25 protein-coding genes, 1 tRNA gene and 1 pseudogene are annotated in these 26,992 nt (G+C 73.7%); 14 read left to right on the top strand and 13 right to left on the bottom strand.

Annotated elements, in window-relative coordinates; genetic code table 11:
* Positions 1–192 precede the first annotated feature (192 nt).
* Positions 193–599 (bottom strand): annotated as a pseudogene (locus tag ACIP5O_RS19915) (pyruvate formate lyase family protein); the annotation flags it as partial.
* A 216-nt stretch (positions 600–815) separates the two neighbouring features.
* On the opposite strand from ACIP5O_RS19915, the gene ACIP5O_RS19920 reads away from it, so the two are divergent.
* The 3 genes from ACIP5O_RS19920 (at position 816) to ACIP5O_RS19930 (ending at position 4,148) form a co-directional block, all read left to right on the top strand.
* Positions 816–1,991 (top strand): low temperature requirement protein A, encoded by a 1,176-nt coding sequence (locus ACIP5O_RS19920; RefSeq protein WP_401294995.1) that lies wholly within the window; start codon positions 816–818, stop codon positions 1,989–1,991.
* 32 nt (positions 1,992–2,023) lie between these two features.
* Positions 2,024–3,121 (top strand): P1 family peptidase, encoded by a 1,098-nt coding sequence (locus ACIP5O_RS19925; RefSeq protein WP_401294997.1) that lies wholly within the window; start codon positions 2,024–2,026, stop codon positions 3,119–3,121.
* Positions 3,122–3,371: 250 nt separating this feature from the next.
* On the top strand, positions 3,372–4,148 hold the full coding sequence (locus ACIP5O_RS19930) for a DUF6227 family protein (RefSeq protein WP_401294999.1): 777 nt from the start codon (positions 3,372–3,374) through the stop codon (positions 4,146–4,148).
* A 101-nt stretch (positions 4,149–4,249) separates the two neighbouring features.
* Here ACIP5O_RS19930 and ACIP5O_RS19935 read toward each other — a convergent pair whose 3' ends face one another.
* The gene (locus tag ACIP5O_RS19935; protein WP_401295001.1) at positions 4,250–5,860 is read right to left on the bottom strand and encodes an MFS transporter; all 1,611 of its coding nucleotides are present in this window, start codon (positions 5,858–5,860) and stop codon (positions 4,250–4,252) included.
* A gap of 63 nt (positions 5,861–5,923) precedes the next feature.
* Here ACIP5O_RS19935 and ACIP5O_RS19940 point away from each other — a divergent pair, with 63 nt between their 5' ends.
* Positions 5,924–6,883 carry a helix-turn-helix transcriptional regulator gene (locus ACIP5O_RS19940; RefSeq protein ID WP_401295003.1) on the top strand — a complete coding sequence of 320 codons (960 nt, stop codon included), beginning with the start codon at positions 5,924–5,926 and terminating at the stop codon, positions 6,881–6,883.
* 62 nt (positions 6,884–6,945) lie between these two features.
* Here the strand turns inward: ACIP5O_RS19940 and ACIP5O_RS19945 are convergent, their stop codons facing one another.
* Positions 6,946–7,971: an RNA polymerase sigma factor RpoD/SigA gene (locus ACIP5O_RS19945; RefSeq protein WP_401295005.1), complete on the bottom strand. Its 1,026-nt coding sequence runs from the start codon at positions 7,969–7,971 to the stop codon at positions 6,946–6,948.
* A gap of 444 nt (positions 7,972–8,415) precedes the next feature.
* On the opposite strand from ACIP5O_RS19945, the gene ACIP5O_RS19950 reads away from it, so the two are divergent.
* Positions 8,416–9,438, top strand: coding sequence for a questin oxidase family protein (locus ACIP5O_RS19950; protein ID WP_401295007.1), 1,023 nt, complete (start codon positions 8,416–8,418; stop codon positions 9,436–9,438).
* Positions 9,439–9,459: 21 nt separating this feature from the next.
* Here ACIP5O_RS19950 and ACIP5O_RS19955 read toward each other — a convergent pair whose 3' ends face one another.
* Positions 9,460–10,257 (bottom strand): dioxygenase, encoded by a 798-nt coding sequence (locus tag ACIP5O_RS19955; RefSeq protein WP_401295009.1) that lies wholly within the window; start codon positions 10,255–10,257, stop codon positions 9,460–9,462.
* A 164-nt stretch (positions 10,258–10,421) separates the two neighbouring features.
* Between ACIP5O_RS19955 and ACIP5O_RS19960 the strand changes: the two genes are divergently transcribed.
* The gene (locus ACIP5O_RS19960) at positions 10,422–10,928 is read left to right on the top strand and encodes a MarR family winged helix-turn-helix transcriptional regulator (RefSeq protein WP_401295011.1); all 507 of its coding nucleotides are present in this window, start codon (positions 10,422–10,424) and stop codon (positions 10,926–10,928) included.
* A gap of 39 nt (positions 10,929–10,967) precedes the next feature.
* On the opposite strand, the gene ACIP5O_RS19965 is transcribed toward ACIP5O_RS19960, so the two are convergent.
* Positions 10,968–12,506 carry an MFS transporter gene (locus ACIP5O_RS19965; RefSeq protein ID WP_401295013.1) on the bottom strand — a complete coding sequence of 513 codons (1,539 nt, stop codon included), beginning with the start codon at positions 12,504–12,506 and terminating at the stop codon, positions 10,968–10,970.
* Between the two features lie 98 nt (positions 12,507–12,604).
* Positions 12,605–13,267, bottom strand: coding sequence for a TetR/AcrR family transcriptional regulator (locus ACIP5O_RS19970; RefSeq protein ID WP_401295015.1), 663 nt, complete (start codon positions 13,265–13,267; stop codon positions 12,605–12,607).
* Positions 13,268–13,586: 319 nt separating this feature from the next.
* Here ACIP5O_RS19970 and ACIP5O_RS19975 point away from each other — a divergent pair, with 319 nt between their 5' ends.
* A complete protein-coding gene (locus ACIP5O_RS19975; protein ID WP_401295017.1) occupies positions 13,587–14,858 on the top strand; it encodes a M6 family metalloprotease domain-containing protein in 1,272 nt (423 codons plus the stop codon).
* On the opposite strand, the gene ACIP5O_RS19980 is transcribed toward ACIP5O_RS19975, so the two are convergent.
* Together ACIP5O_RS19980 and ACIP5O_RS19985 are read right to left on the bottom strand one after the other, a co-directional pair.
* Complete coding sequence (locus tag ACIP5O_RS19980) at positions 14,845–16,479, bottom strand: class I adenylate-forming enzyme family protein (RefSeq protein ID WP_401295019.1); 1,635 nt, start codon at positions 16,477–16,479, stop codon at positions 14,845–14,847. The genes ACIP5O_RS19975 and ACIP5O_RS19980 overlap by 14 nt on opposite strands.
* 199 nt (positions 16,480–16,678) lie before the next feature.
* Positions 16,679–17,548, bottom strand: a complete 870-nt coding sequence (locus tag ACIP5O_RS19985; RefSeq protein WP_401295021.1) for a helix-turn-helix transcriptional regulator — start codon at positions 17,546–17,548, stop codon at positions 16,679–16,681.
* Between the two features lie 410 nt (positions 17,549–17,958).
* Between ACIP5O_RS19985 and ACIP5O_RS19990 the strand changes: the two genes are divergently transcribed.
* The 6 genes from ACIP5O_RS19990 to ACIP5O_RS20015 all read left to right on the top strand — a co-directional run bounded on the left by ACIP5O_RS19990 (position 17,959) and on the right by ACIP5O_RS20015 (position 22,525).
* Positions 17,959–19,329 (top strand): MFS transporter, encoded by a 1,371-nt coding sequence (locus ACIP5O_RS19990; protein ID WP_401295023.1) that lies wholly within the window; start codon positions 17,959–17,961, stop codon positions 19,327–19,329.
* Between the two features lie 62 nt (positions 19,330–19,391).
* Positions 19,392–20,237 (top strand): alpha/beta hydrolase fold domain-containing protein, encoded by an 846-nt coding sequence (locus ACIP5O_RS19995; protein ID WP_401295025.1) that lies wholly within the window; start codon positions 19,392–19,394, stop codon positions 20,235–20,237.
* A 31-nt stretch (positions 20,238–20,268) separates the two neighbouring features.
* On the top strand, positions 20,269–20,829 hold the full coding sequence (locus ACIP5O_RS20000) for a hypothetical protein (protein ID WP_401295027.1): 561 nt from the start codon (positions 20,269–20,271) through the stop codon (positions 20,827–20,829).
* Positions 20,826–21,839: an MsnO8 family LLM class oxidoreductase gene (locus ACIP5O_RS20005; protein ID WP_401295029.1), complete on the top strand. Its 1,014-nt coding sequence runs from the start codon at positions 20,826–20,828 to the stop codon at positions 21,837–21,839. The genes ACIP5O_RS20000 and ACIP5O_RS20005 overlap by 4 nt, the downstream gene beginning before the upstream one ends.
* Positions 21,840–21,997: 158 nt before the next feature.
* Positions 21,998–22,073: transfer RNA gene (locus tag ACIP5O_RS20010), tRNA-Arg, on the top strand.
* A gap of 281 nt (positions 22,074–22,354) precedes the next feature.
* Positions 22,355–22,525 (top strand): hypothetical protein, encoded by a 171-nt coding sequence (locus ACIP5O_RS20015; RefSeq protein WP_401295031.1) that lies wholly within the window; start codon positions 22,355–22,357, stop codon positions 22,523–22,525.
* Positions 22,526–22,666: 141 nt separating this feature from the next.
* On the opposite strand, the gene ACIP5O_RS20020 is transcribed toward ACIP5O_RS20015, so the two are convergent.
* Complete coding sequence (locus tag ACIP5O_RS20020; RefSeq protein WP_401295033.1) at positions 22,667–22,873, bottom strand: hypothetical protein; 207 nt, start codon at positions 22,871–22,873, stop codon at positions 22,667–22,669.
* 166 nt (positions 22,874–23,039) lie between these two features.
* Positions 23,040–23,354, bottom strand: a complete 315-nt coding sequence (locus tag ACIP5O_RS20025; protein WP_401295035.1) for a hypothetical protein — start codon at positions 23,352–23,354, stop codon at positions 23,040–23,042.
* Positions 23,355–23,748: 394 nt separating this feature from the next.
* On the opposite strand from ACIP5O_RS20025, the gene ACIP5O_RS20030 reads away from it, so the two are divergent.
* The gene (locus ACIP5O_RS20030) at positions 23,749–24,384 is read left to right on the top strand and encodes a hypothetical protein (protein WP_401295037.1); all 636 of its coding nucleotides are present in this window, start codon (positions 23,749–23,751) and stop codon (positions 24,382–24,384) included.
* A 179-nt stretch (positions 24,385–24,563) separates the two neighbouring features.
* On the opposite strand, the gene ACIP5O_RS20035 is transcribed toward ACIP5O_RS20030, so the two are convergent.
* From ACIP5O_RS20035 to ACIP5O_RS20045, 3 genes are read right to left on the bottom strand one after another with little or no spacing between them, the layout of a single operon-like run.
* Positions 24,564–25,061: a DUF1269 domain-containing protein gene (locus tag ACIP5O_RS20035; protein ID WP_401295039.1), complete on the bottom strand. Its 498-nt coding sequence runs from the start codon at positions 25,059–25,061 to the stop codon at positions 24,564–24,566.
* 32 nt (positions 25,062–25,093) lie between these two features.
* Positions 25,094–25,744, bottom strand: coding sequence for a hypothetical protein (locus ACIP5O_RS20040; protein ID WP_401295041.1), 651 nt, complete (start codon positions 25,742–25,744; stop codon positions 25,094–25,096).
* Positions 25,745–25,758: 14 nt separating this feature from the next.
* Positions 25,759–26,853: a chemotaxis protein gene (locus ACIP5O_RS20045; RefSeq protein ID WP_401295043.1), complete on the bottom strand. Its 1,095-nt coding sequence runs from the start codon at positions 26,851–26,853 to the stop codon at positions 25,759–25,761.
* Positions 26,854–26,992: the final 139 nt, after the last annotated feature.

Genomic DNA, 26,992 nt, shown 5'->3' on the forward strand with positions numbered 1-26,992 from the left:
GGCGAGCTGCTCGGGGGGGGCGGGGACGGCGTGTCGTGGAGGATGGACGGCATGGCGAGTGCCCGCCACTTCGCTTCGCCCAGCTCGTGGAAGGGCAGGATGTCCACGCGGGAGACGTTGCCGAGACCCCCGGCGAAGGCGGCGACCCCCTCGACGTTGTCCGGGTCGTCGGTGAGGCCCGGGACGAGGACGAATGCGCCAGCCGCCGTACGGCATGATCGCGCGCTTGAGCGGGGCGTCGGTCTGGAGGCCGGCGATCAGCTCCCGGTCGCGGTCGATCCAGCCGGGGGGGCGTGGGCGGTGATGGTGGAGGGGACGTCGTACGAGACGTCGTACACGCCCTTGGCGCGTTCCTCGGGGAAGCGGTCGGTGAGGGCCTTCCACACGACGGTGGTCCGCGCGGTGGGGCCGGCGAGGAAGGAGCCGTCGCCCTCGTACGGGGCGTAGTTGCGCTGGATGAGGTCGCGGACGTCGATCGCGTCGCACCAGGGGCCGGCCTCGAAGCCCTTCCAGGCCCGGTCCTCCACGGTCTCGCCGACCGTCCCGTCCACCGTCGTCCCAGCAGGAGTCGCGGTCGCTTCCGCAGGAGTCGCAGTCACTTCCGCAGGAGTCGCGGTCACTGCCCGCACCGCCTTCTCGATTCGTTCGACAGCCTCGTCGCCCGTCTCCCGTTCCGCTCCTCCCGAGCGGCCGTTCCGGGCGGCATCGGTCCCCTTCCGGCGGCCACAGGTCCCGTCCCGGACGTGCGGAAGGCCCCGGCCGGTGTCACGCGTGGCACGTGGCCGAGGAGCGCCGGTCCCTGATGTGCTGTGCTCATGACCAGACCCTTCCTGCCGCTCACGTCCCGCTCCCGCGAGGAGGCCCACCGGGCCGCCACGCCCCTGGAGCTCTTCTTCGACCTGTGTTTCGTCGTCGCCGTCGCCCAGGCCGGCGCCGAGCTCGTCCACGCGGTCGCCGAGGACCACGCCGGCACGGGCGTCGCGAACTACGCGATGGTCTTCTTCGCGATCTGGTGGGCCTGGATGAACTTCACCTGGTTCGCCTCCGCGTACGACAACGACGACGTCCTCTACCGGGTCGTCACCCTCGTGCAGATCGCCGGCGTCCTGATCCTCGCCGCCGGCGTCTCGCGGGCCTTCGCGGAGCACGACTTCCTCGTCGTCTACCTCGGCTACGTCGTGATGCGGCTCGCCCTCGTCTTCCAGTGGCTGCGCGCCGCCCGCCACGCGACCGGCCCGGCCGAGCGGACGATGTGCCGCCGGTACGCGGGCGGGGTCCTGCTCTGCCAGGTCGGGTGGCTCGGCCTGGTCCTCGCGCCCGAGCCCGCCCGCCCGTGGGTCTTCCTCGTGATGGCGCTGGCCGAGCTGTCCGTGCCCCTGTACGCGGAGCGGGCCGGGACCAGCGCCTGGCACGCGCACCACATCGCCGAGCGGTACGGCCTGTTCACCCTCATCGTCCTCGGCGAGACCGTCGCCGCCGCGACCGTCGCGGTGAAGTCCGGCATCGTCGAGAACGACGCCCTGGACGAGCTGCTGCCGATCGCCGCCGGCGGCCTGCTCCTCGTCTTCGCCGCCTGGTGGGTCTACTTCGTGGTGCCCGCCCACGACCGGCTGACCTCCAGCCGCCAGGCCTTCCTGTGGGGGTACGGGCACTACCTGATCCTCATGTCGGCCGCCGCCATCGGGGCGGGCCTGGAGATCGCCGTCGAGCAGGCCGTGGGCGAGGCGCACGTCTCCACGCTCTCGGCCTCCGCCGCCGTGACGATCCCGTCGGCCCTCTTCCTGCTCCTCGTGTGGCTGCTGCACGCCCGCTACTTCAAGGTCGGCACCGCCCAGCAGCTCGTCCTGCCGGTCGCGGCGTTCGCGATCCTGATGTGCTCCTTCGCGGGCCGCTGGGCCGTCCTCGCGGCCGGGCTCGTCGCGGCGGCGGCCGTCGCGACCGGCGTCACCCTGACCGCCCGGAACCCGGCGACGCGGGACGAGGGGGCCTGAGCGCCGGACCGGGAGCGTGGTAGGCAGGGCGCATGACGGAGCCCGGGAAGAGGACGGCCGGTCGGGACGGGATCACCGACGCACGGGACGGGATCACCGACGTGGACGGGCTGCGCGTGGGGCACGCGCGCGTGGCCGGGCCGGGGGCGCTGAGCGGCACCACGGTGGTGCTCGCGCCGGAGGGCGGCGCGGTCGCCGCCGTGGACGTGCGGGGCGGGGGGCCGGGCACGCGGGAGACGGACGCCCTGGACCCGAGGAACGTGGTGGAGCGGATCGACGCGGTCGTCCTGACCGGCGGCAGCGCGTACGGCCTCGACTCCGCCTCGGGCGTGGCGGCCTGGCTGGCGGAGCGGCACCGGGGCGTCCGGGTGGGCCCCGACCCGTCCCACGTGGTGCCGGTGGTGCCCGCCGCGTGCGTCTTCGACCTGGGCCGGGGCGGCGACTTCACCGCCCGGCCGGACGCGGCGACGGGGCGGGCGGCGGTGGAGGCGGCCCACGCGGGCGGCGACCACGCGCGCGTGGGGACGGGCGCGGTCGGCGCGGGCACCGGGGCCGTGGTCGGCGGGCTGCGGGGCGGCGTCGGGACGGCGAGCGCGGTCCTGGGGTCCGGGGTCACGGTCGGCGCGCTGGTGGTGGTGAACGCGGTGGGCTCGGCCGTGGACCCGACGACGGGCGTCCCGTACGGGAGTTACTTCGAGGACGGGCGGCCCGCCTTCCCCGACCCGGAGGTCCACGGGGCGGCGCTGCGGCGGCTCGCGGAGGCGCGGAGGGCGGCCGCCCCGCCCCCTCTGAACACCACGCTCGCCGTGGTCGCGACGGACGCGGTGCTGACCCGCGCGCAGGCGCGGAAGGTGGCGGGCACGGCGCACGACGGCATCGCGCGCGCCGTGCGGCCGGTGCACCTGATGAACGACGGGGACACGGTCTTCGCGCTGGCCACCGGGGCCCGGGAGCTGCCGGAGGGGCCGCTCGCCCTGAACGAGGTCCTGGCGGCGGGCGCGGACCTGGTGACCCGGGCGATCGTCCGCGCGCTGCTCGCGGCCCCGGGCGGGCAGCGCGGGCCGGGCGGCGACTTCCCCTCGTACCGCGAGCTGTACGGACCGCGGGCGGAGTCGTACGGCTCGCGGTAGGCCGTACTCGCGGTAGGCCGTACTCGCGGTAGAGCCGTACTCGCGGTAGGGCCGTACTCGCGGTAGGCCCGCGCCCCCGGCAGGCCCCCGGCGGCCCCGTACTCCCGGTAAGGGAACGGGAGTTGGGGGAAGGCGGCGGGAACTTCCTCCGCGCGCCCCTCGTTTTGCCGGAACATTGGACACGATGTCAGACCCAGGGACTACGTTAAGCAAGCACCAAGTGACATGCGGCGACGGCCTGGAGATCCCCTTGAACGATCCGCAGGATCACCCCGATCCGTACGAGACGACCGAGGCGCACGTCGAGCGGCTCCTCGGCCGGGCGCTCAACTCCTTCGACCTGCCCGACTCGACCGTCGAGCGCCTCTCCACGGCGCTCGCCCACTCCAGCGCGCTGCACTCCTCGCACCACAGCGCGTCGCTGCACCGCACGACCCACCGCCACACCTATCTGCTCGCCGACGGCAGCGCCCTCAGCCTGTGGGAGCTGGTGCACAACGCCGGCCGGGACGGCGCCGAGCAGCACGAGCTGTACGCGGAGGAGGCGGAGGCCCGGCTCGCCGCCTCCCGCCTGCCCTCCGGGCCGTCGACGGGCCGGCCGGCGGGGCGCGCCGACGGGCGCGTCCTCGACGAGGACGACGACTTCGAGATGCTGAGCGCCCTGCTCGCCCGCCCGATACCGGTCCAGCCCCGGATGTACGTGCCGGACAACTCCGCCGACCACGCGCGCCGCGTCCTGCGCCGCGCGGAGAACGCGGACCGGCCGGGCGAGGCGACGGCCCGCCGTCTCCGGCTCGCCTTCGCCCACCACATCACCCAGGCCTTCGGCCGCCACTGCCCCGTGGCCGGCGGCCGGGACGCCGGCTTCACCCTCTACGAGCACCAGTTCCTGCTGCTGGACGGCAGCGAGGTCAGCCTCTGGGAGGTCGAGCACACGGCGACCCCCGACGGGCGCCACATGTGCGAGGTCTACGAGGACGAGGACACGGCCCGCGGGGCGATGGAGACCCGCGCCCGGGTGCGCTGACGCCGACCCCGTGGAGGTCCACGGGTCCACGGGAGAAGGGCCCTCCCCCGGGAGGGGAGGGCCCTTCTTCCGCGGAGCCGGCTCCGTGCGTGAGCGACGGCTCAGTGCGTGAGCGCCGGTTCCTTCTCGACGCCGGGCTCCGGGGCGGGCTCGTCGGCGCCGCCCTCCAGGTGCTGCTTCGGCTTCGCGGGGAGGGCGAACATCACCAGGAAGATCACGGCGAGGACGCCCGCCACCCAGCCCAGGGAGTTCTGGAAGGCGTCCGCGAAGGCCGCGCCCGTCTCCGTCGGCGCCTTGGCGAGGCGCTCGTCGTCGATGGTGCCGAAGAAGACGACCGACACCAGGCCGAGGCCGAGCGCGTTGCCCATCTGGGTGGTCGTGTTGATCAGGCCCGAGGCCGAACCGGCGTGCTCGCGCGGGACCTCGGAGAGGACCGCGTCCGTCAGGGGCGCCACGATCAGGCCCATGCCGAGGCCCATGACGACCAGCGGCGGGATCATCTGCCAGGACGCGATCCCCGTCCCGTACCGGTCCGCCTCGAAGAGGTAGAGCAGGACGCCCGCCGCCATCGTCAGGGCGCCCGTCTGGAGCACCTTGCGGCCGAAGCGCGGCACCAGCTGCTGCACGGACAGGCCGGCGGCCACCGAGACCGCGATCGAGAACGGCACCCCGGTGAGGCCCGCCCGCAGCGGGGTCCAGCCGAGCCCGGTCTGCATGTAGAGCGTCCAGACCAGGAAGAAGATGCCCATCACGACGCCGAAGGTGAGCTGGACCGCGATGCCGGCCGCGAAGCTCTTCACCTTGAACAGCGACAGCTCGACGAGCGGCGAACCGTCCTTGCGCGCCTTGTACTTCTCGTACGCGACGAGGGCGCCGAAGACGGGCAGGCTGCCGGCCATCATCAGGTGGCCCCACAGCGGCCAGTCCAGCTCGCGGCCGCGCGTCAGCGGATAGATCAGCATGAGCAGCGCGGCCGTCACCAGGAGCACGCCGACCAGGTCGAGGCGGAGCGCCTTCGGCGCCTTGGACTCGGTGATGAACTTCCGGCCCAGGAGCAGGCCAGCGACGCCGACCGGCAGGTTGATGAGGAAGATCGGGCGCCACTCCAGGCCCGCGATGTTCCACTGGGTGAGCAGCGCGCCGAGCAGCGGGCCGGAGACCGCGCCCAGGCCGACGATCGCGCCGAACAGGCCGAAGACCTTGCCCCGTTCGTGCGCGGGGAAGGTGGCGTGGACGATCGACAGGACCTGCGGCACCATCATCGCGGCCGCCGCGCCCTGGAGGAGGCGGGAGCCGATCAGCATCTCCTGGTTGGCCGCGAGGCCGCAGAGCGCCGAGGCGAGCGTGAAGCCGGCGGTGCCGAGGAGGAAGAGCCGCTTGCGGCCGTAGATGTCGCCGAGCCGCCCGCCGGTGATCAGACCGGCGGCGAACGCGAGCGCGTACCCGGCGGTGATCCACTGGATGGCCCCGATGGTGGCGCCGAGGTCCCGCTCGATGCTGGGGATCGCGATGTTGACGATCGTGGCGTCGACCAGGTCCATGAAGGCGGCGGTCATGACGATGGCGAGGGCGATCCAGCGCCGCTTGTCGCCGGAGTCGGTGCCGGTACCGGTACCGGTGCCGGTGCCGGTGCCGGTGCCGGTGACCGTTTCGGAGTCGGTGCCGGGCCCGGCGGGGTTCGCCGCGTCCGTGACGGCGTCGTGTGAACTCATACGAAGAAAGATAGGAGTCATATAGGTCAGGTCGTGTCCTAGATGGGTCGCATCCTGGACGGCATGACGGACACCCCGGCACGACTCCTGAACCTGCTCTCGCTCCTCCAGACCCCGCGCGAGTGGCCCGGAAGCGAACTCGCCGAACGCCTCTCGGTCTCCCCGCGCACCATCCGCCGCGACATCGACCGGCTCCGCGACCTCGGCTATCCGGTCGAGGCGACCCTGGGCGCGGTGGGCGGCTACCGCCTCGTCGCCGGCACGGCCCTGCCGCCGCTGCTCCTCGACGACGAGGAGGCCGTCGCCATCGCGGTCGGCCTGCGCGCCGGGGCCGGGCACGCCATCGAGGGCGTCGAGGAGGCGTCCGTACGGGCCCTGGCGAAGCTGGAGCAGGTGCTTCCCGCCCGGCTCCGGCACCGGGTCTCCACCCTCCAGAACGCGACGATCCCGCTGACCAGGGGCGACGGCGCCACGGTCGCGCCCGCCACCCTGACCGCGCTCGCGGGCGCGGTCACCGGGCGGGAGAAGCTGCGCTTCGGCTACCGGGCGGGCGACGGCGCCGAGACGAAACGCCTGGTCGAGCCCTACCGGCTGGTCTCCACCGGGCACCGCTGGTACCTCGTCGCGTACGACCTGGGACGCGAGGACTGGCGCACCTTCCGGGTCGACCGGGTGACCGACCCACTGGCCACCGGGGCCCGCTTCACGCCGCGCGAGCTGCCGGCGGGCGACGCGGCGCAGATGCTCACCCGCTCGATGGCCCGGTCGCAGCCGGAGCTGGACCTGGACGTCTCCTTCGAGGCCCCGGCCGACTTCGTGACGGCCCGGCTCCCGGCCCATCTGGTCCCGGCCCCGACGGGCCCCGCCGCCTGCCGGCTGCGCGCCCGCGCCGCCGACTCGGTCGAGTGGCTGGCGCTCCGCCTGGCCCTGGTCGACGCCCCCTTCACCGTCCACGGCCCGGAGCCCCTGCGGGCGTACGTGGAGGACCTGGCGGGGCGCCTGGCGGCGTCGGTGCGGGCGTAGGCGGGCCGGCCGGGACCCGGGGACGCAACCGTCCCCGGGTCCCGGCGGGCCGCCGAAAAGCCTCAGGCCACCGCGTCGAAGCCCGTGTCGCGGGCCATCTTCTTCAGTTCCAGGAGCGCGTGCTTCTCGATCTGGCGGATCCGCTCGCGGGTCAGGCCGTGCTCCTTGCCGACCTCCGTCAGCGTCCGCTCGCGCCCGTCCTCGATGCCGTACCGCATGCGGATGATCGAGGCCGTCCGGTGGTCCAGCTTGTCGATGAGGTCGTCGAGCTCCTCGCTGCGCAGCAGCGTGAGCACCGACTGCTCCGGCGAGATCGCCGAGGTGTCCTCGAGCAGGTCGCCGAACTGGGTCTCGCCCTCGTCGTCCACCGACATGTTCAGCGAGACGGGGTCGCGCGCCCAGTCCATGACGTCGACGACCCGCTCCGGCGTCGAGCCGAGCTCGGCGGCGATCTCCGCGGGCTCGGGCTCGCGCCCGTGCTCCCGGTTGAACTCGCGCTGCACGCGCCGGATCCGGCCGAGCTCCTCCACCAGGTGGACGGGGAGCCGGATGGTGCGGGACTGGTCGGCGATGGAGCGGGTGATGGCCTGCCGGATCCACCACGTGGCGTACGTGGAGAACTTGAAGCCCTTCGCGTAGTCGAACTTCTCGACCGCGCGCACCAGGCCCGCGTTCCCCTCCTGGATCAGGTCGAGCAGGGGCAGCCCGCTGCGCGGGTAGCGCCGGGCGACGGCCACCACGAGTCGCAGGTTGGACTTGATGAAGAGGTCCTTGGCACGCTCGCCCTCGGCGGCCAGCGCCTCGAGCTCCTCGCGGGACGCGCCGCCCGCCTCGGTCTCCCCCGCCGCGGTAGCGGTTGATGTCACGGCACCGTCGAGTATCTGCCGGGCGTAGACCCCGGCCTCGATCGTCTGGGAGAGCTCGACCTCCTTGGCGGCGTCGAGCAGGGGCGTGCGCGCGATCTCGTCGAGGTACATGCCGACCAGGTCGCGGTCGGCGATCTCCCCGCCCACGGCGCGAACGCTGCTCGCCCGCTCTGCCCCGCTCTGGGCGGAGGTCCGACGGCGGGCGACGGCACGGGTTGCCATGCGTGCTCCCTTGCTGAGTAGGTCACGACACCCTTTCGGGTGCCCTGCATCCGACGGAAACAACGACTGGAATCAGGACAGAATTCCCACCCGGCACATGGATTTTCGCGATCATGCAGTATCCTGCGCGGCTTCCGCCCCTGCGGGCATGCCCTCGGGACCTGCGGAGGCGCAGGTCAGACCGGACGCGGAGGGTGGAGCGGCGCCCCTCGCGGGAGTCCTCGACCACACTGTCGGTGAGACCGCGATCACATGCGGCGCCACCCCTTCAGACGCGGGGCGGGGACGGGTGGTTGCCTGCGCGGGGGCGGGGCGGGGCGGTGGCGGTGGCGGTGGCGGGCCGCGGTCCCGACCCACCGGTCGCGGGGCCTAGGTCTCCGGGGCCCCCGGGTCTAGGTCCCGCGCCCGTTCCGCCGCTCGCCTCCCCCGTCCTACCGTCGGCCCATGACCGACACCACCGGCACCCTGGACGAGGCCCTCGAACGACTCCACGCCTCCGGGCCCGAGCGCGACGGCTGGCTGACCAACCACGCCCCGATGGCCGTCGAGGCCCTGGTCCGCCACGGGCAGGCCGCCACCGTGCACCGCTGGCTGGACCACTACGCGGACAAGCTGGAGGAGCCGCCGCCCCCGTACGCCCCCGTCACGGCGGACGGCTGGCGCGAGGCGCTCGGCGACCCGGCCCGGATCACCGACTGGACCCGGTTCTTCGCCCGGGAGCTCGCGGAGCGCCCCTGGCGGGCGGTGCTCGCCGAGTGGTGGCCCCGGCTGCTCCCGGGGATCGCGGCCGGGGCGACGCACCCGGTGATCCGCACGGGCCATGCCGTACGGACCCTGCTGACGTCCCCCGAGGGCGGCGCGGACAGCGGGCCACGCCTCGCCGAGCTGGCGCACGCCCTCGGCTACTGGGCGGCCCGCCACCAGCCGCTCCCGCCGCTCGCCCCGCTGGCCGCCGCGCCGACGGCGGCGGCCGCGCTCGACGCCGTACCGCCGGTCCCGGAGCAGGACGGCGGGATCCGGCACCGGCTCGCGCAGCTCACGGCCTTTCCCGTGTGGGGCGACGCGCCGGCCCCGGACACGGCGAAGGCGCGCCTGACGGAGCTGGTGGCGGCGGCGACGCACCGGTACGCGACCCACGGCTACGGCGAGCCGACCATGCTGGTGCACGCGGCGACCGCGCCGAACGCGGTCCTGCGCGCCCTGCCCGCGCTCCCCCGCGCACTGTGGGCGCCGAGCCTGTCGGCGGCCTGGGCGGCGTCGGCCGCGGTGACCGCCGCGTACGCCCCGGTGGAGGCCGCCCCGTACGAGGCGACCTCCCTGACCCCCGAGGAGGTCTTCGCGCGGGCGGCGGCGCACGGCGACGACCACACGATCAAGTTCACGGACACGGCGCTCGACGTGGGCGGTCCGCTCGCGCTCGCGGCGGCCGTCCGCTCGGTCGAGCTGAACGCGCCGGTGTTCCGCTGACCACCCGAACCGCACGGACGACTACCCGAACTGCACGGACCGCTTGGCCAGGCCCATCCAGAAGCCGTCGATCACCGAGCGCTCCGTGTCCAGGTCCCCGGCCGCGTCCGCCGCGCCCAGGGTGACGAAGAGGGGGGCGAAGTGTTCGGTGCGGGGGTGGGCGAGGCGTCCGGCGGGCGACGCGTGCGCGAAGTCGAGGAGGGCGTCGACGTCCCGCGCGGCGAGGGCCTCGTGGCCCCAGGCGTCGAACTCGGCGGACCAGCCGGGCACGCCGCCCCCGGGGTGCCGGAGCGCGGCCAGGTTGTGGGTGAAGAAGCCGCTGCCCACGATCAGGACGCCCTCGTCGCGCAGCGGGGCGAGCCGGCGCCCGATGTCCATGAGGCGGCGCGGGTCGAGGGTGGGCAGGGAGATCTGGAGCACGGGGACGTCGGCGTCCGGGAACATCTCGACGAGCGGCACGTACGCGCCGTGGTCGAGCCCCCGGTCGGGGACGTCCTGCACGGGCGTGCCGGGCGCGCGGAGCAGCTTGCGGACGCTCTCGGCGAGCGCGGGCGCGCCGGGGGCCGCGTACCCGACCCGGTAGTAGTGCTCGGGGAAGCCCCAGAAGTCGTACACGAGGGGGACGGTCCCGGTGGCGCCGAGGGCGAGCGGGGCCTCCTCCCAGTGGGCGGAGACCACGAGGATCGCCTTCGGGCGCGGGAGGCCGGCGGACCAGGCGGCCAGCTGGCCGGGCCAGACGGGGTCGTCGGCGAGCGGCGGGGCCCCGTGGGACAGGTAGAGGGCGGGCATCCGCTCCCGCACGGCGTCCGTGGCATCCATGGCGACCACCTCTGGCTCCTTCGCGGTCCTGCGTCCTCGAAACGGTTCTTGAGGCTGTCCTTGAAGACGTTCTCGAAGACGTTCTCGAAGACATCCTTGAAACTTCAAGCTCACCATTCGCAGCATAAGCCGACTTAGTTCAACTTTCAAGAATGAGTCGTACGATGGGGACCATGGGAGACATGACCGAACCGCGCTGGCTCACCGACGAGGAACACCACGTCTGGCGCGCCTACCTCCACGCCACCATGCTTTTGGAGGACCACCTCGACCGCCAGTTGCAGCGCGACGCCGGGATGCCGCACGTCTACTACGGCCTGCTCGTCCACCTCTCCCAGGCGCCCCGGCGCCGCATGCGGATGACCGAACTCGCCAAGGACGCCAAGATCACCCGCTCCCGGCTCTCCCACGCCGTGGCCCGCCTGGAGAAGAACGGCTGGGTGCGGCGCGAGAACTGTCCCTCCGACAAGCGCGGCCAGTTCGCCCGGCTCACGGACGAGGGCATGGAGGTCCTCCGGCGGAACGCGCCCGGCCACGTGGCGGCCGTGCGCCAGGCCCTGTTCGACCGGCTCTCCGCGGAGCAGGTGAAGCAGCTCGGCGAGATCATGCGGGTGATGGCCGAGGGCCTCGAACCGACGGACCCGGACGCGGACCTGCCCTGGCTCCGCTGAGTACGCGGGGCCAGGGCAGGGACGCGGGGGTTTTGGCGGTCAGTGGGCGACGACCGGGATCCTCACCTCGTCGTCCGCACCCGTGCCGGACCCGGCGACCACGCCGCTCCCCGGCTTCCCGGTGGTGATGAACGTGAAGGCGATCGCGGCCGAGACGGCCAGGATGCCGACCGCCCACCAGATGGCCGCCGCGTACCCCTCGACCATGCCCTGGAGCTGGAGCAGCTTCTGGGCGGCCGGGGTGGTGGCGCCGGCCGCGTGGTCGGTCAGGTAGGCGGTGGTGGCCGAGGCCGCGATCGTGTTCAGGAGGGCGGTGCCGATGGCGCCGCCGACCTGCTGCGAGGTGTTGACCATCGCGGAGGCCACGCCGGCGTCGCGCGGGTCCACGCCGTGCGTCGCGAGCGACATCGCCGGCATGAACGCGGTGCCCATGCCCAGGCCGAGCAGGAGCTGCGCGGGCAGGATCAGACCGGCGTACGAGGTGCCGATCTCCAGCCGGGTCAGGAGCAGCATGCCGACGGCGGCGGTCAGGAAGCCCGGGGCCATCAGCAGGCGCGGCGGGACGCGGGTCATCAGGCGCGCGCCGATCTGGGTCGAGCCCGTGATCATGCCCACGATCATCGGCAGGAACGCGAAGCCCGTCCTGACCGGCGAGTACCCCTTCACGACCTGGAGGTAGTACGTCAGGAAGAGGAACAGGCCGAACATGGCGATGACGGCGAGGCCGAGCGACAGGTAGACGCCGCCGCGGTTGCGGTCGGCCAGGACGCGCAGCGGGAGCAGCGGGGACTTCACGCGCGACTCGGTGACCACGAAGGCCAGGAGCAGCACGGCGGAGCCGACGAAGAGGCCGATCGTGCCGGCGTCGCTCCAGCCCTCGGACTCGGCGCGGGTGAAGCCGTACACGAGGGCGACCAGGCCCAGGGTGGACAGGATGACGCCGGGGACGTCGAGCGGGGAGCGGTTGCGGCCGTCCGCCGGCTCGCGGACGACGAGGTACGCGCCAACGGCGGCGACCACGGCGAACGGGATGTTGACGAAGAAGGTCCAGCGCCAGTTCAGGTACTCGGTGAGGAAGCCGCCGAGGATCAGGCCCACGGCGCCGCCGCCGCCGGCGATCGCGCCGTAGATGCCGAAGGCCTTGGCGCGCTCCTTGGCGTCGGTGAAGGTCACGGCGAGCAGCGAGAGCGCGGCGGGCGCGAGGAGCGCGCCGAAGGCGCCCTGGAGCGCGCGGGCGCCGAGCATCATGGCCTCGCCGGTCGCGGCCCCGCCGAGGGCGGAGGCGGCGGCGAAGCCGGCCAGGCCGACGACGAAGGTGCGCTTGCGGCCCCACAGGTCGGCGATGCGGCCGCCGAAGAGGAGGAGTCCGCCGAAGGCGAGGGCGTAGGCGGTGATGACCCACTGCCGGTTGCCGTCCGAGATCCCGAGGTCCTGCTGGGCGGAGGGCAGGGCGATGTTCACGATCGTCGCGTCGAGGACGACCATCAGCTGGGCGAGGGCGATGAAGACCAGGGCCTTCCAGCGCCCGGGGTCGGGCGTGAGCGCGGTGCGCGCGGGGCTGTCGGCGATTTTCGGCATGGGTGGGGCCACCTCTTGGTGCGTACTGGCGGAAAAGGGACGTAAGTCTGTGCGGGCGCCCGGGGAGGGGGCGCCCCGCAGGAGGGCCTACGGAGGGGTCACGACGGGCAGGAGTCGCGTCTCAGGTCCTCCAGGGTCACGGCCGCTCCGGACAGCTCGGAGCGCGCGGGCGCCTCCAGGCCGTCGAGGAACACCTGCAGGTGGCGGCGGACGAACGGGGCGAAGGCGGAGCAGGCGGTGCCCGGCAGCGGGCGGGTGAGCTGGGAGACCGCCACCATCAGGTCCCCGACGCCGACGTCGGCGCGGAGCCGGCCGGCCCGCTGCGCCCGGTCGACGAGGCCCTGGACGGCCCCTTCGAGCCGCTCGCGCTCGGCCACCAGGTCGGGGTGGTCCCTGTCGAAGCCTCCGTCGAGCATGGGGCAGAGGGCGCCGACGCGCTCGTCGGCGGCGCCGTGGACGAAGCGCCGGAGGGCGGCGAAGGTGTCGTCCTCCTCCCCGGCGGCCCGCTCGGCGAGCTCGGTGACGCGGGCCAGGAGCGAGAGGACGACCTCGCGGACGAGGTCGTCGCGCTCGGGGAAGTTCCGGTAGAGCGTGGCGTTGCCGACGCCGGCGCGGCGGGCGATCTCGTCGTACGGCACCTGGGCGCCGAACTCGACGAACATCTCGCGGGCCGCCGTCACGATCCGCTCGCGGTTGCGCAGGGCGTCGGCCCGGGGCCGGGGCGCGCGGCGGGCGGGCGCGGTGCCGGTGTCACTGGTCACGTCACGTCCTCCTCGGAAATCACGGGGTCATGGGTTCGCGGGGCCTGTCGGGCCGGACCCGGTTCTGCGGGTCGAGCCCATCCGGGGAAAGGTTCCCCACTTCTCTCGACACAGGCGTAAACGGGGACGTGCTCCCCGGTTATTTCCGGCCAGATCTGTGACCCCAGTCACATACGCCTCGTTTCACGGAATACCCACGATCGGGCCACCCGGCGCGCGCGCCCGGACCGCCCGTCACAGGCTGATCGCACAGCACGGGTCCCGCCCGCACGCGGAGACGGACCCGTCCGCCGACCTGCCCCCACCGGAGAGGCGACGCATGCAGCACCCCCGCCGACGGATACGCAGACCCGTCGCCCTGGCCGCGACCACGACGCTCTCGCTGACCCTGCTCGCCTCCGCAAGCACCACCCTCCCCGAGCCGGTCCCGGCCTCGGCGGGGCCCGTGGCCGCCGCGTCGAGCAGCGCCCAGCTGGCGCCGTGCCGCATCGCCACGACGCTGGGCGTGCAGATGTCGGAGGGGCTGCCCACCGCACCGGGGTACGTGCGCTCCACGGGCCTCGTCAGGGCCCTCAACCTGATGGTCGACTTCCCGGACGCCGTCGGCGACGGCACGGCGATGGGCCGCTTCCGCGAGTTCTTCCCGCAGACCGCCGACTGGTTCCGCGTCAGCTCGTACGGCCGCCTGCACTACCGGGCCGAGGCCCCGATACCCGACTGGCTGCGGATGCCCCGGTCGTTCTCCGCGTACGGGATCGAGCGCGGCTCCCCGTACGAGCCGGGCTACCGCTCCCTGGTCGAGGACATCGTGAAGGCGGCCGACGAACGCGTGGACTTCAGCGCGTACGACCTGGTCAACGTCCTGGTGACGCCGAACGCCGGGCCCTCGGCCCTCGACACCGTCCTGTCCGTGACCTTCTCGGGCAACGACGACGCCCCGTACGCCGACGGCGTGCCGCTCGCCAACACGTCCTTCGTCTACAGCCGCCAGGACGACGGCTCCGGCAGCTTCGCGGAGACCGGCTACCGGGTCCTGCCGCACGAGAACGGGCACGTCTTCGGCCTGCCCGACCTCTACACCGCCGACGGCGGCGGCTCCGTCGGGCACTGGGACATCATGTCCGAGGACTGGGGGGCCAACAACGACCTGCTCGGCTGGCACAAGTGGAAGCTGGGCTGGCTCGACAACGAGCAGGTGAGCTGCGCCTCGGCCACCGGCACCACCGAGTACGCCCTCACCCCGCTCGCCGACCCCGGCGGCCACAAACTCGCCTTCGTCCCCCTCTCCGGCACCTCCGGGTACGCCGTCGAGGTCCGCGGCCCGGGCGGCAACGACGCGGCCGTGTGCGACACGGGCGTGCTCGTCTACCGGGTCGAGTCCGACGTCGACACCGGCCACGGCCCGGTGACCGTCGCCGACAGCGCGCGGGCGAGCGGCGGCTGCACGCGCCGCGCCAACGTCCACGCGGAGCTGTCGGACGCGCCGTACGGCCCGGGCGAGAGCTTCACGGACCGCGCGAACGGCATCCGGATCACGGTCCTGGCCGAGGACGCGGACGGCACGTACCGGGTCCGCGTCACCCGGAACTGAGCGCTTCCGAGCCCTCGAACCACCCCCGCAGCTCCCGCTTGAGGATCTTCCCCGTGGGGTTCCGGGGCAGCTCCTCCTCCCGTACGAGGACGCGGGCCGGCACCTTGAAGGCGGCGAGGCGCCCGCCGACGTGCGCCCGCAGCGCCTCCGCGTCCGGCGCCGCGCCGGGGCGCCGCCGCACGACGGCCACGACCTCCTCGCCGAGGAGCGGGTGGGGGACGCCGAGCACGGCGGCGTCGAGGACGTCCGGGTGCGCGTGCAGGGCGGCCTCGACCTCGACGCAGTACACGTTCTCGCCGCCCCGGACCACCATGTCGGTGAGCCGGTCGACGACGGAGACCCGCCCGTCCGCGTCCACGCGCGCGAGGTCCCCGGTCCGGAACCAGCCGTCCCCGGTGAAGGCGGCGCGGGTGGCCTCCTCGTCCCCCCAGTACCCGCGGACCAGGGACTGCCCGCGCAGCCACAGCTCCCCCACGCCCTCCGCGTCGGGCCGGTCGATCCGCACCCCGGTGACGGGCGAGGGCCGGCCGGCGCTGCCGGGGTGGGCGCGGTACTCGGCGCCGAAGTTCGCCAGGACCCCGCCGCAGGTCTCGGTGAGCCCGTAGCCGTTGCGGGGCTCGACGCGCTCCCCGTACGCCTCCGCGAGCCCGGCGACGATCCCGGGCGGGGCGGGGGCGCCGCCGGTGCTGAGCAGGGTGAGGCTCTCCAGCGGGTCGGCCTCGCTCCGGGCCCGTTCGAGGAGCTGGAGCGCGGTGGTGGGCACTCCGGCGTAGTGGGTGACGCGGTGCTCCCGGATCAGCCGGAGGGCCTCCCCGGCGTCCCACTTCCGCATCGTCACCAGGGTCCCGCCGGCCGCCATGACGCCGTAGAACGACGTGAAGGCGGCGACGTGGAAGAAGGGGAACGTGGTCAGGGACACGGGCGCGGGCCCGGTGCCGGGCACGTCCCCGCGCGCGAGGGCCGCGGCGGCGGCGAAGTACCGGGGGTTCATCGCCGCCCCGGCCTGCGCGAGGTGGGTGGCGACGGCGCCCTTGGGGCGGCCGGTGGTGCCGGAGGTGTAGACGATCGTGGAGTCGTGCTCGGGGAGCACGTCGACGGGCGGCGGCCCGAGGTACGGGTCGCGGTCGGGGACGTACGCGGCGAAGCCCTCCTCGGCCGGGCCGTGGAGGACGATCCCGGGCACCTTCCGCTCCCGGGCCCACGCCCGTACCCGCCCGGCCCGCTCCCCGTCCACGAGCAGCGCGCGGGGCGCGCAGTCGTCGAGGGCGTACGCGCACTCGTCCTCGGTCCACCAGGCGTTGAGCGGTACGGCGACGAGTCCGGCGAGCTGGGCGGCCCAGAAGGCGACCTGCCACGCGGGCAGGTTCCGCAGGGCGACGACGACCCGGTCCCCGGGCACGAGCCCGTACTCCCCGAGGAGGCGCCGGGCGAGCCCGCAGGCCTCGTCGAAGAACTCCCGGTAGGTCGTGCGCGTCCCCTCGTGCACGAGGAACGTCCGGTCGCCGTAGCCCCAGGTCGCCTCCACGAACTCCCTCAGGGTGCGCGGCCCGTGGGCGTACGCCCCGTCCGCGACGGCGAAGGGCGCCCCGTCGGCCGTCAGCCTCCCGATCCCGTCGGCCACCGGGCCACCTCCCACGCGCTCGCCCCCGTCGGACCGCCGACGCTAGGCGGCTCCGGTTCGGGAGGTCAACCGGGGGGCGGGGGGTCGGAGGGGGCGGTCGGAGCGGGGGCGGGGCGGTCGGAGGGGGGGGCGGGGCGCGGTCGGAGGGGGCGGGCCGGCGCGGGGCGGGGCGGGCCGGCGGGCGGCTTCGGCGCGTCCCTCAGGTCGCGCGCGGCACCTGGAGCGTGGCGGCGAGGAGCCGGAGGGCCGCCTCCGAATCCGTCCCGACCCGGGCGGTGTAGGCGATCATGCGCTGCCCGGACGCGCCGGGGACGAGGAGGCTCTGGAAGGAGAGCTCCATCGGGCCGGCGAGCGGGTGGTCGATCTCCTTGACTCCCGCGACGCAGGTCTGCACCGGGTGGCGCGCCCAGCGGTCGGCGAAGTCCTCGCTGTTCAGGATGAGTTCGCCGACCAGCTCGGCGAGCCGCTTGTCCTGGGGGTGGCGGCCCGCGACCAGGCGCAGGGACGCCACCGCGAGCTGGGCCTCGTCGTGCCAGCGCGGGTACAGGTCGCGGACGCGCTCGTCCAGGAAGAGCATCCGGGTCAGGTTGGGCCGGGTGGCGGGGTGGTCGGGCGCGTCGGCGTCCAGGTGCATGGCCAGGAGGAGGTGGCCCATGGCGTTCCAGGCGAGGACGTCGTTGCGCCGGTCGAGGACGAGCGCCGGGGTGTCGGCGAAGGTGTCGATGAGCTGGCGGACGCCGTGGTCGGCGCACTCGGACCGCGCGGCCGGGGCCCGCCGGGACGCGGACTTCTCCGGCCGGGCCAGGTCCATGAGGTGGGAGTGCTCGTCGGGGGTCAGGCGCAGGGTGCGGGCGATCGCCTCCAGGACGGAGTCGGACACCTGCTGGGTGCGGCCCTGTTCGAGCCGGGTGTAGTGCGTGACGCTCAGGCCCGCCGCCAGTGCGACCTCCTCGCGGCGCAGGCCGGGGACCCGGCGGCGCTCCGCCAGTTGGGGGAGGCCGATCTCCTCGGGGGTCAGGGCGGCCCTGCGGCTGCGGAGGAAGTCGCTCAGCTCGGAGAAGTCGCGCATGTGACGTGCCCTTCCGGTCGATCGGTGCGGTGACGGTGCGGTGACGGTGCCTTCTTGTGCAACGAAGCCGCCGCGCGGTCGCTTCCCCGGTTGGGTGGTCATGTCATGACCACCCGGGGCGCGACCCGTCAGCGGGTGGGGGGTCCCGATCGGGGTCTGGGTACGCGGCGGCTTCCGTCACACGATTCCTTCGTCGCGGTTTCCGCTCGTCCTCGAAGGGACTTGTCATGTCTGTTGTCGATGGTGTGGTGGGGGAGGCGTTGCCTTCGGGACCGGTGGGTCCGGGAGTTGACGGTCCCGGTGCCGGTTCCGGTCCCGCCGGCAAGGAGTCCGGCAAGAAGTCCGGCAAAGAGTCCGGCAAGGAGTCCGGCAAGGATCCTGCTGGTTCGGGTGGGGGGTTGACGCCGCGGATGCGGTTGACGCTGGGCGTGCTGCTGGTGGCGCAGTTCATGCTGGCGGTGGACTTCTCGATCCTGAACGTGGCCCTGCCGGTGATGGGCGAGGGCCTGGGCTTCTCGCTGGCGAACCTGCAGTGGATCGCGACCGCGTTCGCGCTGTGCGCGGCCGGCTTCACCCTCATGTTCGGCCGCGTCGCCGACCTCTTCGGACGCCGCCGCCTGTTCCTGGGCGGCCTGGCGGTGCTGGGTCTTGCGTCGCTGGCCGGCGGTCTGGCCACCAGCCCCGAAGTGCTGATCGTCGCCCGGATCTTCCAGGGCCTGGCCACCGCCGCGGTCACCCCGGCCGGCCTGTCCCTGCTGACCACCTCCTTCCCCGAAGGCCCCCTGCGCGAAAAGGCCCTGGGCCTCAACGGCGCTTTGATGTCGGCCGGATTCACCACCGGCGCCATCCTCGGCGGCGTCCTGACCGACCTGCTGTCCTGGCGGTGGGCCTTCTTCATCAACGTCCCCGTAGCCGCCGCCGTCCTGATCATCGCCCCCATGGTGATCGCCGAGTCCCGCCCCGACCAGCGCCCCCGCCTGGACCTGCCCGGCGCCCTGAGCGTCACCCTGGGCCTGCTGGCCGTCGTCTTCGGCTTCACCCAGGCCGGCGAACACGGCTGGACCCACGCCCCCGCCCTCGGCGCCCTCGCGGTCGGCGTCCTGCTCCTGATCGCCTTCTACTTCATCGAGCGCGCCTCCCCCGCCCCCCTGGTCCCCGTCACCGTCCTGCGCCGCCGTTCGGTGGCCTGGGGCAACATCGCCGGCGTCCTGGCCTTCGTCACCGAAACCTCCCTCGTCTTCCTCCTCACCCTCTACCTCCAGCAAGTCCTCGGCTTCTCCCCCCTGGCCGCCGGCCTCTCCTTCGGCGTCCTCGGACTCGGGACCGTCCTGGGCGGCACCCTGGCCCCCCGGGTCATCGCCCGCACCTCCACCCGCACCACCCTGATCACCGGCGCCCTCGTCCAGACCGCCGCCACCGCCGCCCTCCTGGCCCTGGGCACGAACACCACCACCGGCCTGGCCCTGATGCTCCCGGCCACCTTCATCGGCGGCGTCGGCAACATGCTCCTGATCGTCGGCTTCATGGTCACCGCCACCAGCGGCCTGCCCGACCACGAACAGGGCATGGCCACCGGCCTCGCCACCATGAGCCAGCAGATCGGCATCACCATGGGCACCCCCGTCATGAGCGCCGTCGCCACCGGCGCCATGACCACCACCACCCTCACCGGCGTCCTCGGCGGCATCCACACCGCCATCGCCGTCAACACCGCTCTCGTCCTCCTCACCGCCCTCACCACCACCCTCTTCCTCCGCGCCCCCGCCACCACCGCCGAGTGACCCGCGACCGCGCCCCGTCGCCGTACTACGGACGCACTCGTCCGCCCCGAAAGGAGAACGCCGTGAAAGGAACCGTCCCCTGGACGGAGGCGCTGCTGCCGTCCGGCGGCCACCAGGTGCCGGTGCGCGTGTACCGGCCGGAGCGGTCGCTCGGCGGCTGGCTCGTCTGGGCGCACGGCGGCAGCTGGCAGCACGGCTCGGCGGCCCAGTGGCACGAGGTCACGTCGGACCTCGCCCGCTTCTCGGGCCACAACGTGGTCGGCGTCGACTACCGCCTCGCCCCGGCGCACGCCCACCCGGCCGCGCTCCTGGACGTGCTGGCGGCGGTGCGCTGGGCACGGCGCGAGGCGGTACGGGAGACCGGCACCGCCCCGGTGGCGGTGGGCGGCGACAGCGCGGGCGGGACGCTGGCGGCCTCGGCCGCGCTCGTCCTGCGGAACGCCGGGCAGTCCCCGGCGGGGCAGTTCCTGGCCTATCCGCCGACGGATCCCGGCTGCCGGGCCCCGTCGTACCGGGCCGAGGCGGGCGCGTTCCCGTCCGCCGCCCGGATGCGGGCGGCGTGGCACGTCTACCGGGGCTCCGCGCCGGTGCGGCCGCTCCCCGGCGCGGACGCCCTGTACTCCACCCCGCTGGAGGCGCCGGACCTGAGCGGCGCGGCCCCGGCGTACCTCGCCGTGGGGGACCTCGACCCGGTGGCCGACGACGTGCACGCGTACGCCGGATCGCTCCGGCGGGCCGGCGTCCCGACGACCCTCCGGTCCTTCCCCGGGACGCCGCACGCGGCGCTGCTCGTGCCCGCCGCGCAGGGGGGACCGGGCCGGGCGCACCCGATGCGCCAGTGGCTGGGCCGGATGGTCGCGGCCCGCTTCGAGGCGGTGGCGGACCCGGCGCCGCACCGCACCCGGTGACGATCAGCGATCCGCAACAGGAGGACTTGTCATGACGACCGACACGACCGACACGACCGGTACGACCGCGACGACCGGCACGACCGCCGTGGTCCCGGAGACCGCGCACCTGGACGCCCTGGAGCGGCACTTCGGGGACCTGCGGGACGGCACCCACGGGGACGCCGTGTCGCGGCAGGCGAAGGAACGCCTCTTCCGCGAGGCGGTGGCGCTCCTCGACCCGTACGCCCACCAGGTTCTGAAGGAGTTCGACGAGGGGATGCTGGAGGGCACCGGGACCGTGGACGCCACCGGCGTCACCCGCACCGCGGACGGCGGCCTGGCGGCGCTGTGGACGCTGTCCTGGCCCGAGCAGACCGGGACGGGGATCCGGCCCCTCACGCTGATGGCGCACTACGGGAGCGGCTTCCACCACCCGCACCTGCGCGGCGCCACGGTGGCGGACTGGCCGCTGAACGTCTTCACCGAGGAGCAGGCCGCCGCCGAGGTGCCGACGCTCCGGGCCATCGCCTCCGCGGACCTGCACAACCTGGTGTTCCAGCGGGACTTCCGCATCGTTCCGTCGATCGCCCCGGGCGGTGGGGAGGCGTGAGTACGCCGCGGATCTCCGTCCTGGACCAGTCCCCCATCGGCGAGGGGCACTCGGGCGCCGACGCCCTGCGGGCCTCGCTCGACCTCGCGCGCCGGGCCGACCTGCTGGGCTTCGAGCGGTTCTGGGTGGCCGAGCACCACCGCTCGGCGGGGTTCGCCGGCAGCGCCCCCGAGGTGCTGGCCGGTGCCGTCCTCGCGGCGACCGGCCGGATCCGGGTCGGCACCGGAGGCGTCCTGCTGCCGCGCTACCCGGCGCTGAAGGTCGCCGAGGTGTTCGGCGTGCTGTCCTCCCTGTACCCGGGCCGGGTCGACATGGGCCTCGGGCGGGCCGGCGGCCCGGCAGGCGATTTCCCGGCCCGACTGCGGGAGTTGAGCTCCGTACTGCGGCTGCCGAGCGGCGGGGAGCCGTACCCGGGGGCGCTGTCGGCGGTGCCCCCTGTGCCGCCGGAGCTGTGGCTCCTGGGCGCGAGCGAGGGGTCGGGCGCGGCCGCCGGCGAGCTGGGCGTGGGCTTCGCCTTCGCGCACTTCCTGGTCCCCGGGCCGAGCACGCGCGCGCTTGAGGCCTACCGCGCCGCGCACACGGCCGCGACGGGCGGCGCCGGTCACGGCGGGCTGCTCGCCGTGCGGGTCGTCGTGGCGGACACGCGGGAGCGGGCCGACGACCTGGCGGCGTCGCTGCTGCTGTGGCGCGCGCGGAAGGACCTCGGGGACGACGGTCCGCTCCCCTCGGTGGAGACCGCCCGGCGCCACCGGTGGACGGGCCCGGAGGCGGAGCGGGCCGCCCACCACCGGCGGTCGCTGATCCACGGGACGGCCGAGGAGGTCGTGCCCCGGCTCCGGGCCCTCGCCGAGGCGAACGGGGTGCGGGAGCTGATGGTGAACACGCTGACACAGGACCCGGCCGACCGCGTCCGCGCCCACGAACTCCTGGCCGAGGGCTTCGACCTCTCCGGTACGGCGCCGGGCGACGGGCCCGTCCCCGCCGAGCCCTTCGCCGTGGCGACCGGCTGAGCCCCCGCACGCCGAAGAGGGCCGCGCCCTCTCGACGTACCTGCCGTCCCCGGCGCAGCACGATCCGGCGCACCCCGACGCCGGGGACGCCCGCCCCGCACCGAACCCCTCCGGCACCCCGCCCGAGCACCGATCCGGTACCCTGTGCTTCGAACCCCGCCTTCGTAGCTCAGGGGATAGAGCACCGCTCTCCTAAAGCGGGTGTCGCAGGTTCGAATCCTGCCGGGGGCACCAGTCCAGAGGGGCCCCACCTCCGAAAATTCGGAGGTGGGGCCCCTCTGACATCCGCGTCCGACATCAAAGGCGACGGCGCCCCCAGGATCGCCGTCGTACAGGACACCCCGATGTCGCCGGTCCGGCGAAGCCCGGCCAAGTCGCCCCGGGGTACGGATGGCCGACCGCTCCCTGACGTACCTGGACGCCATGCTCATCGGCTACCGGGCAGCCATGGAGGTGCACGGCGCCGAAGAGGGCTTCCCCTTCTGGACTCCCGGCGGGAACGCCCCCTTCGACACTTGGCACTTGGCACTTGGCTCGACGAACGCAACGGCCGGGCGAGCGCGCTCCGTTGGTCAACGCAGATCGAGCACGAAGCCGAGGCCACCGGCATCCCGGCGATCGAGCTGTTCTTCACCCTGCTCGACCGGTTCCCAGGCCCGGGGCTTCGGTCACTGGATATGCGGTAGCCGCTCGACACGGCGCTCTGTACCTTGCCCCCATGACCGACAGTCGAAGGGGCAATGCCGCGTAGGCGCCCATCAGCCCTGCGGGGCGACTTCCCTGTCCGTCCCCCGATGCGGCGAAGATACCCGCTCATCGATCATCTTTCAGGATCCTGTACGGCCGACCTGCGTCGGCTTGAGCGGACCCGCTTCTGGCCCGAAGCCACGGAAGAAGCGTTCTGGCACTGGAAGGCGCTTGCCCATGGCCCTCTCAGACAGCTGGCCGACCCGCTCGTAGGCCTTGATTGCGGCGTCCTTGGGTGCGGATGCTACGGAGCCGGCTTTCGTGAACACCTGGAAGTCGTGCTTCATGCGCTGCCCAGGAAGAGCGCGTGTGAGTTGCGTGCCCTGGTCCGAGCCCTCGACAAGAAGATTTTGGCGCGGGCCAAGGTCGTTCCGGCCGAGAGCTCGGACGTGCCATGGTGAGGTCGAGGTGAGGTTTGCCCTCCCGCTCGTGCAAAGAGGCCGTCCGGCGCGTTCACCGGTTCCAGATCTCCTGGAACTCTTCGGCCGGGATGGCCTCCAGCGGATCCTCTTCAGGATCGATCGCCTGATCCGTCAGGGAGCCGTGCTCGTCCTCCAGGTGTTTCCAGCCGTACCGGTGGAGTCGGCCGGCCGAAGTCAGCTCGGCTTGCTTGATGACGACCAGCTCACCGCGGTCAGGTACGGCCTCGATGTACCACAGGCCACCCTCCTCGTCGGCGTGGTGGAAATGGTGCCGCTGGGTGGCGGCTTCGTCGAGTGCTCGGAAGTACGCCACGATCTCTGCTGTGATGCGCTCCAGGTCAGCCACAAGGCCATCGTGTCAGCGAACACATGCGATGGTCCCGTTCCGGCGTCCACCGGCGACATCAACAGCCTCGGGCGCCCGCATCCCCATCCGGTCCGGTCCGGTCCGGTACGGCCGGCTTGGCCAGGTGTCGCCCTGCACCGCCGCGTAACGATCGAACTTGTGAAGAGGGGGTCTCAGCTCCCGTGCGCCCTCGGGGGTGCCTTTTCGATCATCGGGTCGCCGGGCCGTGGACAACCCCGGACCCGGCCGGACCATGTGATCGCGGACAAGGGCTACTCGGTCCGGACCTTCCGGGCCTAACCGGCGCCGCAACGTCGGCCGCTGCTTCCTCCGCTCGCACAAGGGCGCGGCATCTCCGGCACCCTCGTCCGGCGCGACCAACGATCGACAGGACGTGCTGGACCGACTCCCCCGCGTCAGGCGTGATGGCTCCCGTCCACCAACCCGGTTCGTCACCCGCCTCCCAGGCGATCGTGAGCGGTCGGCCGGCCAGTTCCTCGGCCTTGGCGTGTGCGGCTGTCCGAGCTTCGCCGGGTTCGCTGTCGGCGCCGGGCTCGGCGAGGTGGCCGTCGACGACGCCGCCGGAGAAGTACACGGCACAGCGCCACGCGTCGGGCGTGCGGTACAGGACGAACGTCTTCGGTGTCCCGAGGCTGTCCCGCCAGCGCTTCCGTCCGCTCCCCATCCCCGCACGATAGTGGTGGACGCCCAGGAGCCGCCTGTGCGTTTCGGCCCGGGTATCGTCCGTCCCGATCGGCAGTCGTCGGCGGGGAGGGGCGGCACGCACGACGAGCGGCACGACGAGCGGCTGTCCGACGAGGAGCTGGAGCTGTTCGTCCAGTACCTGCACCGGTTCGCGAACCACGACGTGGACATCTTCCTGGCGCTGGAAGCCGGAGACGCGGAGAACCCCGTCTACGTGATGTTCGGCCGGGACTACCCCCCGGTCGGGGACGCCTCGGACTGTCGGCGGCCGTTCGCCGACCGACGGCAGCCGACATCCACGACTGACGTCGACGACGGTGGATGACAGCAGTCCTCCACGGCCCGTCTCGGCGCCCACGAGCAGCAGCCCGATCGAACTCCTCAAGCGGGTGTCGCGGGTTCGAGTCCTGTCGGGGGCACGTCGTCCGTGCCTCGGGCCCGTTCGTCGAAGGCCCCCCGTCCGCGAGGGACGGGAGGCCTTTCCGCGTACCGGCAGCCGGTGGATCAGGCCGACCCCGACCCCGTCAGCTGCTCCGCCAGCTCCCGTTCGCTCTCCTCCGGAAGGGAGGTCTTCAGGACCGTGCCGCCGAAGGGCTCCATGGCCGTCGCGAAGCGGTCCTCGGTGATCTTGGAGGCCATGACGACGACCGCCGCCGAGCCGGGGGCGAGGAGGTCGCTGACCTTCTGGCGGAAGCCGCGGTCGACGCCCATCTGGTTCAGCTTGCCGATGAGGCCGCCGAGGGCCGCGCCCACGACCCCGATGCCGGGGGTCAGGACGATCATGCCGAAGACCAGGCCCCAGAGCGCCCCGGCCGTGGCCGAGAGGGCGATCTCCTCCGTCTTCGCCGGGGTGTCCACATGGGTCTCGCCGTCCTCGTCGATCCGGACGACGGCCAGGCCCTTCAGCTCGACGACGTGGTCGTCGCGGAGCCTCTGGACCTCCTTGAAGGCCTTGCGGGCGACGGCGTGGTCGTCGTAGCCGATGACGATGAGTTCGGACACGGGACTGCCTCTCCTCTGTACGGGGGTGCGGCTCAGTACCTCTGCGCCTTGGTGAGCCTCGGCGTCAGCACCGGCTCGGCCGGCTGCCGGCTGACGACCAGGGGCTGTTTCCGCTCGCCCGGCGCGAGGTCCTCGGCGCCGACGAACTGCGTCTCGACGACCTTCCCCGACGGGTCGAGGAAGTCGACCTGGGCCGCGTACGAGGCCTTCCCGTCCGTCTTGTTGGTGATGCTGACGACCACGGCGAGCAGGCCGTCCGCCTCGGCCCTCGGCTTGCCCGTCACCGCGATCTCGCCCAGGGCGTTCCCCCGGCCCTCCACGCCCTTCAGGGCGTCCTCGGCCTGCTTGCGGGAACGTTCCGTCTCGGCGCCGATCGACGCCGCGCGCTCGGACTCCCGCGCGGAGGCCGAGGCCGCCGCGGACGACGCCGACTCGCGCGCGGCGGAGGCCGCCGACTCCGCCGCCGAGGCGAGGCCGGAGGGCGCCCCGCCGGAGAACGAGGCCGTGTCGGGCGGCGTCGGGGCGCCGCTGAACGTCGGGGCGCCGCCCTCGTCGCCCCCCGTGTCGCAGGACACGAGGCCGGCCGCGCCGAGCGCGGTGACGACGACGGCGACGGCGGCGCCCGCCGCCCGGGAGCGGAGCCGCTTTCCGGCGGCGGTACGGGACGGTGGTGTGGTGTTCACGAGATCTCCGGGGGTCAGTAGCGCAGTACGGCGGCGATGCGGGCGACGTCGGCCAGGGAGTCGTCCCGTACGAAACGCACCTCGGCCCCGGTCTCCAGGGCCTGTTCGACGATCTCGTCCACGATGTCGTCGCGGGCGTCGAGGTCGGAGGCCTCCGCCGGCTCCAGGTGGTCGCCGTAGTCGCGTACGACCGCCCGGTAGTGCTCCTCGACGGCGAGCAGGTGGATCCGGCCCTCCCGCGCCGCCTGCCACACCTCGTCGAGGCCGCCGGCGTACTCCCGCCGGCCCCGGGCCGCGTCCAGCTCGGCCAGGACCGTGGTCGTCAGGGCCGCCTCGTGGGCGGCGGTCAGCGGCTCCACCGCCTTCCGCACGGCCTCGGCGGGCCCGTGCCCCAGGCCGCCCTGCTGGACCGGGGTCGTCCCCTGCGGCAGGGACCCGATCTCCTCCAGGAGGGAGACGGCGGGCGCCTCGCCGAGCACGTACAGCGGACGCGGCTCGGAGGCCAGGACCGTCCGCAGCGCCTGGTGCGCGTCCCGGAAGAAGGTGCGGGTGTCCTCGTCCCGGAACGTGCTCGGCACGTCCCCGACGCGCTCCTCGCGCTCCACGTCCTGGGGCTCCAGGCTCCGCGTGAACGGGAAGCCGTCCCCCGTGTGCTCGACGGTCCGCTCCGGGCCGCCGCTCCACAGCGAGACCCGGTCGGCGGCCACGGTCAGCGCCCAGTACGGGCGTTCGGCGGCCTGCGCGGCGACGAGGTTGCGGGTGAGGAAGGTGTCCGCGAGGACCACCCGCTCCGGCACCTCCCGGGCCACCGTCCACACCTGGTGTTCGCCGGGCGCCACGAAGACCACCAGGCCGTCCTCCGCGTGCACGAGGTCGATCTCGGCGGCGGCCCGCTCCAGCTGGTCCAGGACGTCCGCGCGCCGCTCCCGCGTCACGCCCGGGTCCTCGTCCAGGGCCTTCTCCGCCCGCGCGAGGAGGTTGCGCAGCCGTACGGGGTCCTGGGCGCTGTCGGGCTCGCGGCGGTGGGTCGGCATCACGAGCGACACGGCGGGGTACGGGCGGGGCTGTCGCAGCTTGGCGAGCGCGTCGGCGCTGAGCGCGGGGTGCATGGGAGGCCTTTCGGGTCGTGGGAGGGGAGGGACGGGGGCCGTCGGCTGTACGGGGCGGGTCCCCGCGCGCGTACGGGGCGGATTCCCGTACGCGTCCCGTACGCGTCGAGGTGGTTCCCGTCCGCGTACGAGGTGGGTT

This window comes from Streptomyces sp. NPDC088915 (assembly GCF_044749825.1).
Classification (GTDB): Bacteria; Actinomycetota; Actinomycetes; order Streptomycetales; family Streptomycetaceae; genus Streptomyces.

Excerpts from the sequence above, each read along its gene's own strand:
- ACIP5O_RS19920 (WP_401294995.1), top strand. The coding sequence starts at position 816 with ATGACCAGACCCTTCCTGCCGCTCACGTCCCGCTCCCGCGAGGAGGCC.
- ACIP5O_RS19925 (WP_401294997.1), top strand. The coding sequence starts at position 2,024 with ATGACGGAGCCCGGGAAGAGGACGGCCGGTCGGGACGGGATCACCGAC.
- ACIP5O_RS19935 (WP_401295001.1), bottom strand. The coding sequence starts at position 5,860 with ATGAGTTCACACGACGCCGTCACGGACGCGGCGAACCCCGCCGGGCCC.
- ACIP5O_RS19940 (WP_401295003.1), top strand. The coding sequence starts at position 5,924 with ATGACGGACACCCCGGCACGACTCCTGAACCTGCTCTCGCTCCTCCAG.
- ACIP5O_RS19945 (WP_401295005.1), bottom strand. The coding sequence starts at position 7,971 with ATGGCAACCCGTGCCGTCGCCCGCCGTCGGACCTCCGCCCAGAGCGGG.
- ACIP5O_RS19950 (WP_401295007.1), top strand. The coding sequence starts at position 8,416 with ATGACCGACACCACCGGCACCCTGGACGAGGCCCTCGAACGACTCCAC.
- ACIP5O_RS19955 (WP_401295009.1), bottom strand. The coding sequence starts at position 10,257 with ATGGATGCCACGGACGCCGTGCGGGAGCGGATGCCCGCCCTCTACCTG.
- ACIP5O_RS19960 (WP_401295011.1), top strand. The coding sequence starts at position 10,422 with ATGGGGACCATGGGAGACATGACCGAACCGCGCTGGCTCACCGACGAG.
- ACIP5O_RS19965 (WP_401295013.1), bottom strand. The coding sequence starts at position 12,506 with ATGCCGAAAATCGCCGACAGCCCCGCGCGCACCGCGCTCACGCCCGAC.
- ACIP5O_RS19975 (WP_401295017.1), top strand. The coding sequence starts at position 13,587 with ATGCAGCACCCCCGCCGACGGATACGCAGACCCGTCGCCCTGGCCGCG.
- ACIP5O_RS19985 (WP_401295021.1), bottom strand. The coding sequence starts at position 17,548 with ATGCGCGACTTCTCCGAGCTGAGCGACTTCCTCCGCAGCCGCAGGGCC.
- ACIP5O_RS19990 (WP_401295023.1), top strand. The coding sequence starts at position 17,959 with ATGCGGTTGACGCTGGGCGTGCTGCTGGTGGCGCAGTTCATGCTGGCG.
- ACIP5O_RS20000 (WP_401295027.1), top strand. The coding sequence starts at position 20,269 with ATGACGACCGACACGACCGACACGACCGGTACGACCGCGACGACCGGC.
- ACIP5O_RS20020 (WP_401295033.1), bottom strand. The coding sequence starts at position 22,873 with ATGAAGCACGACTTCCAGGTGTTCACGAAAGCCGGCTCCGTAGCATCC.
- ACIP5O_RS20045 (WP_401295043.1), bottom strand. The coding sequence starts at position 26,853 with ATGCACCCCGCGCTCAGCGCCGACGCGCTCGCCAAGCTGCGACAGCCC.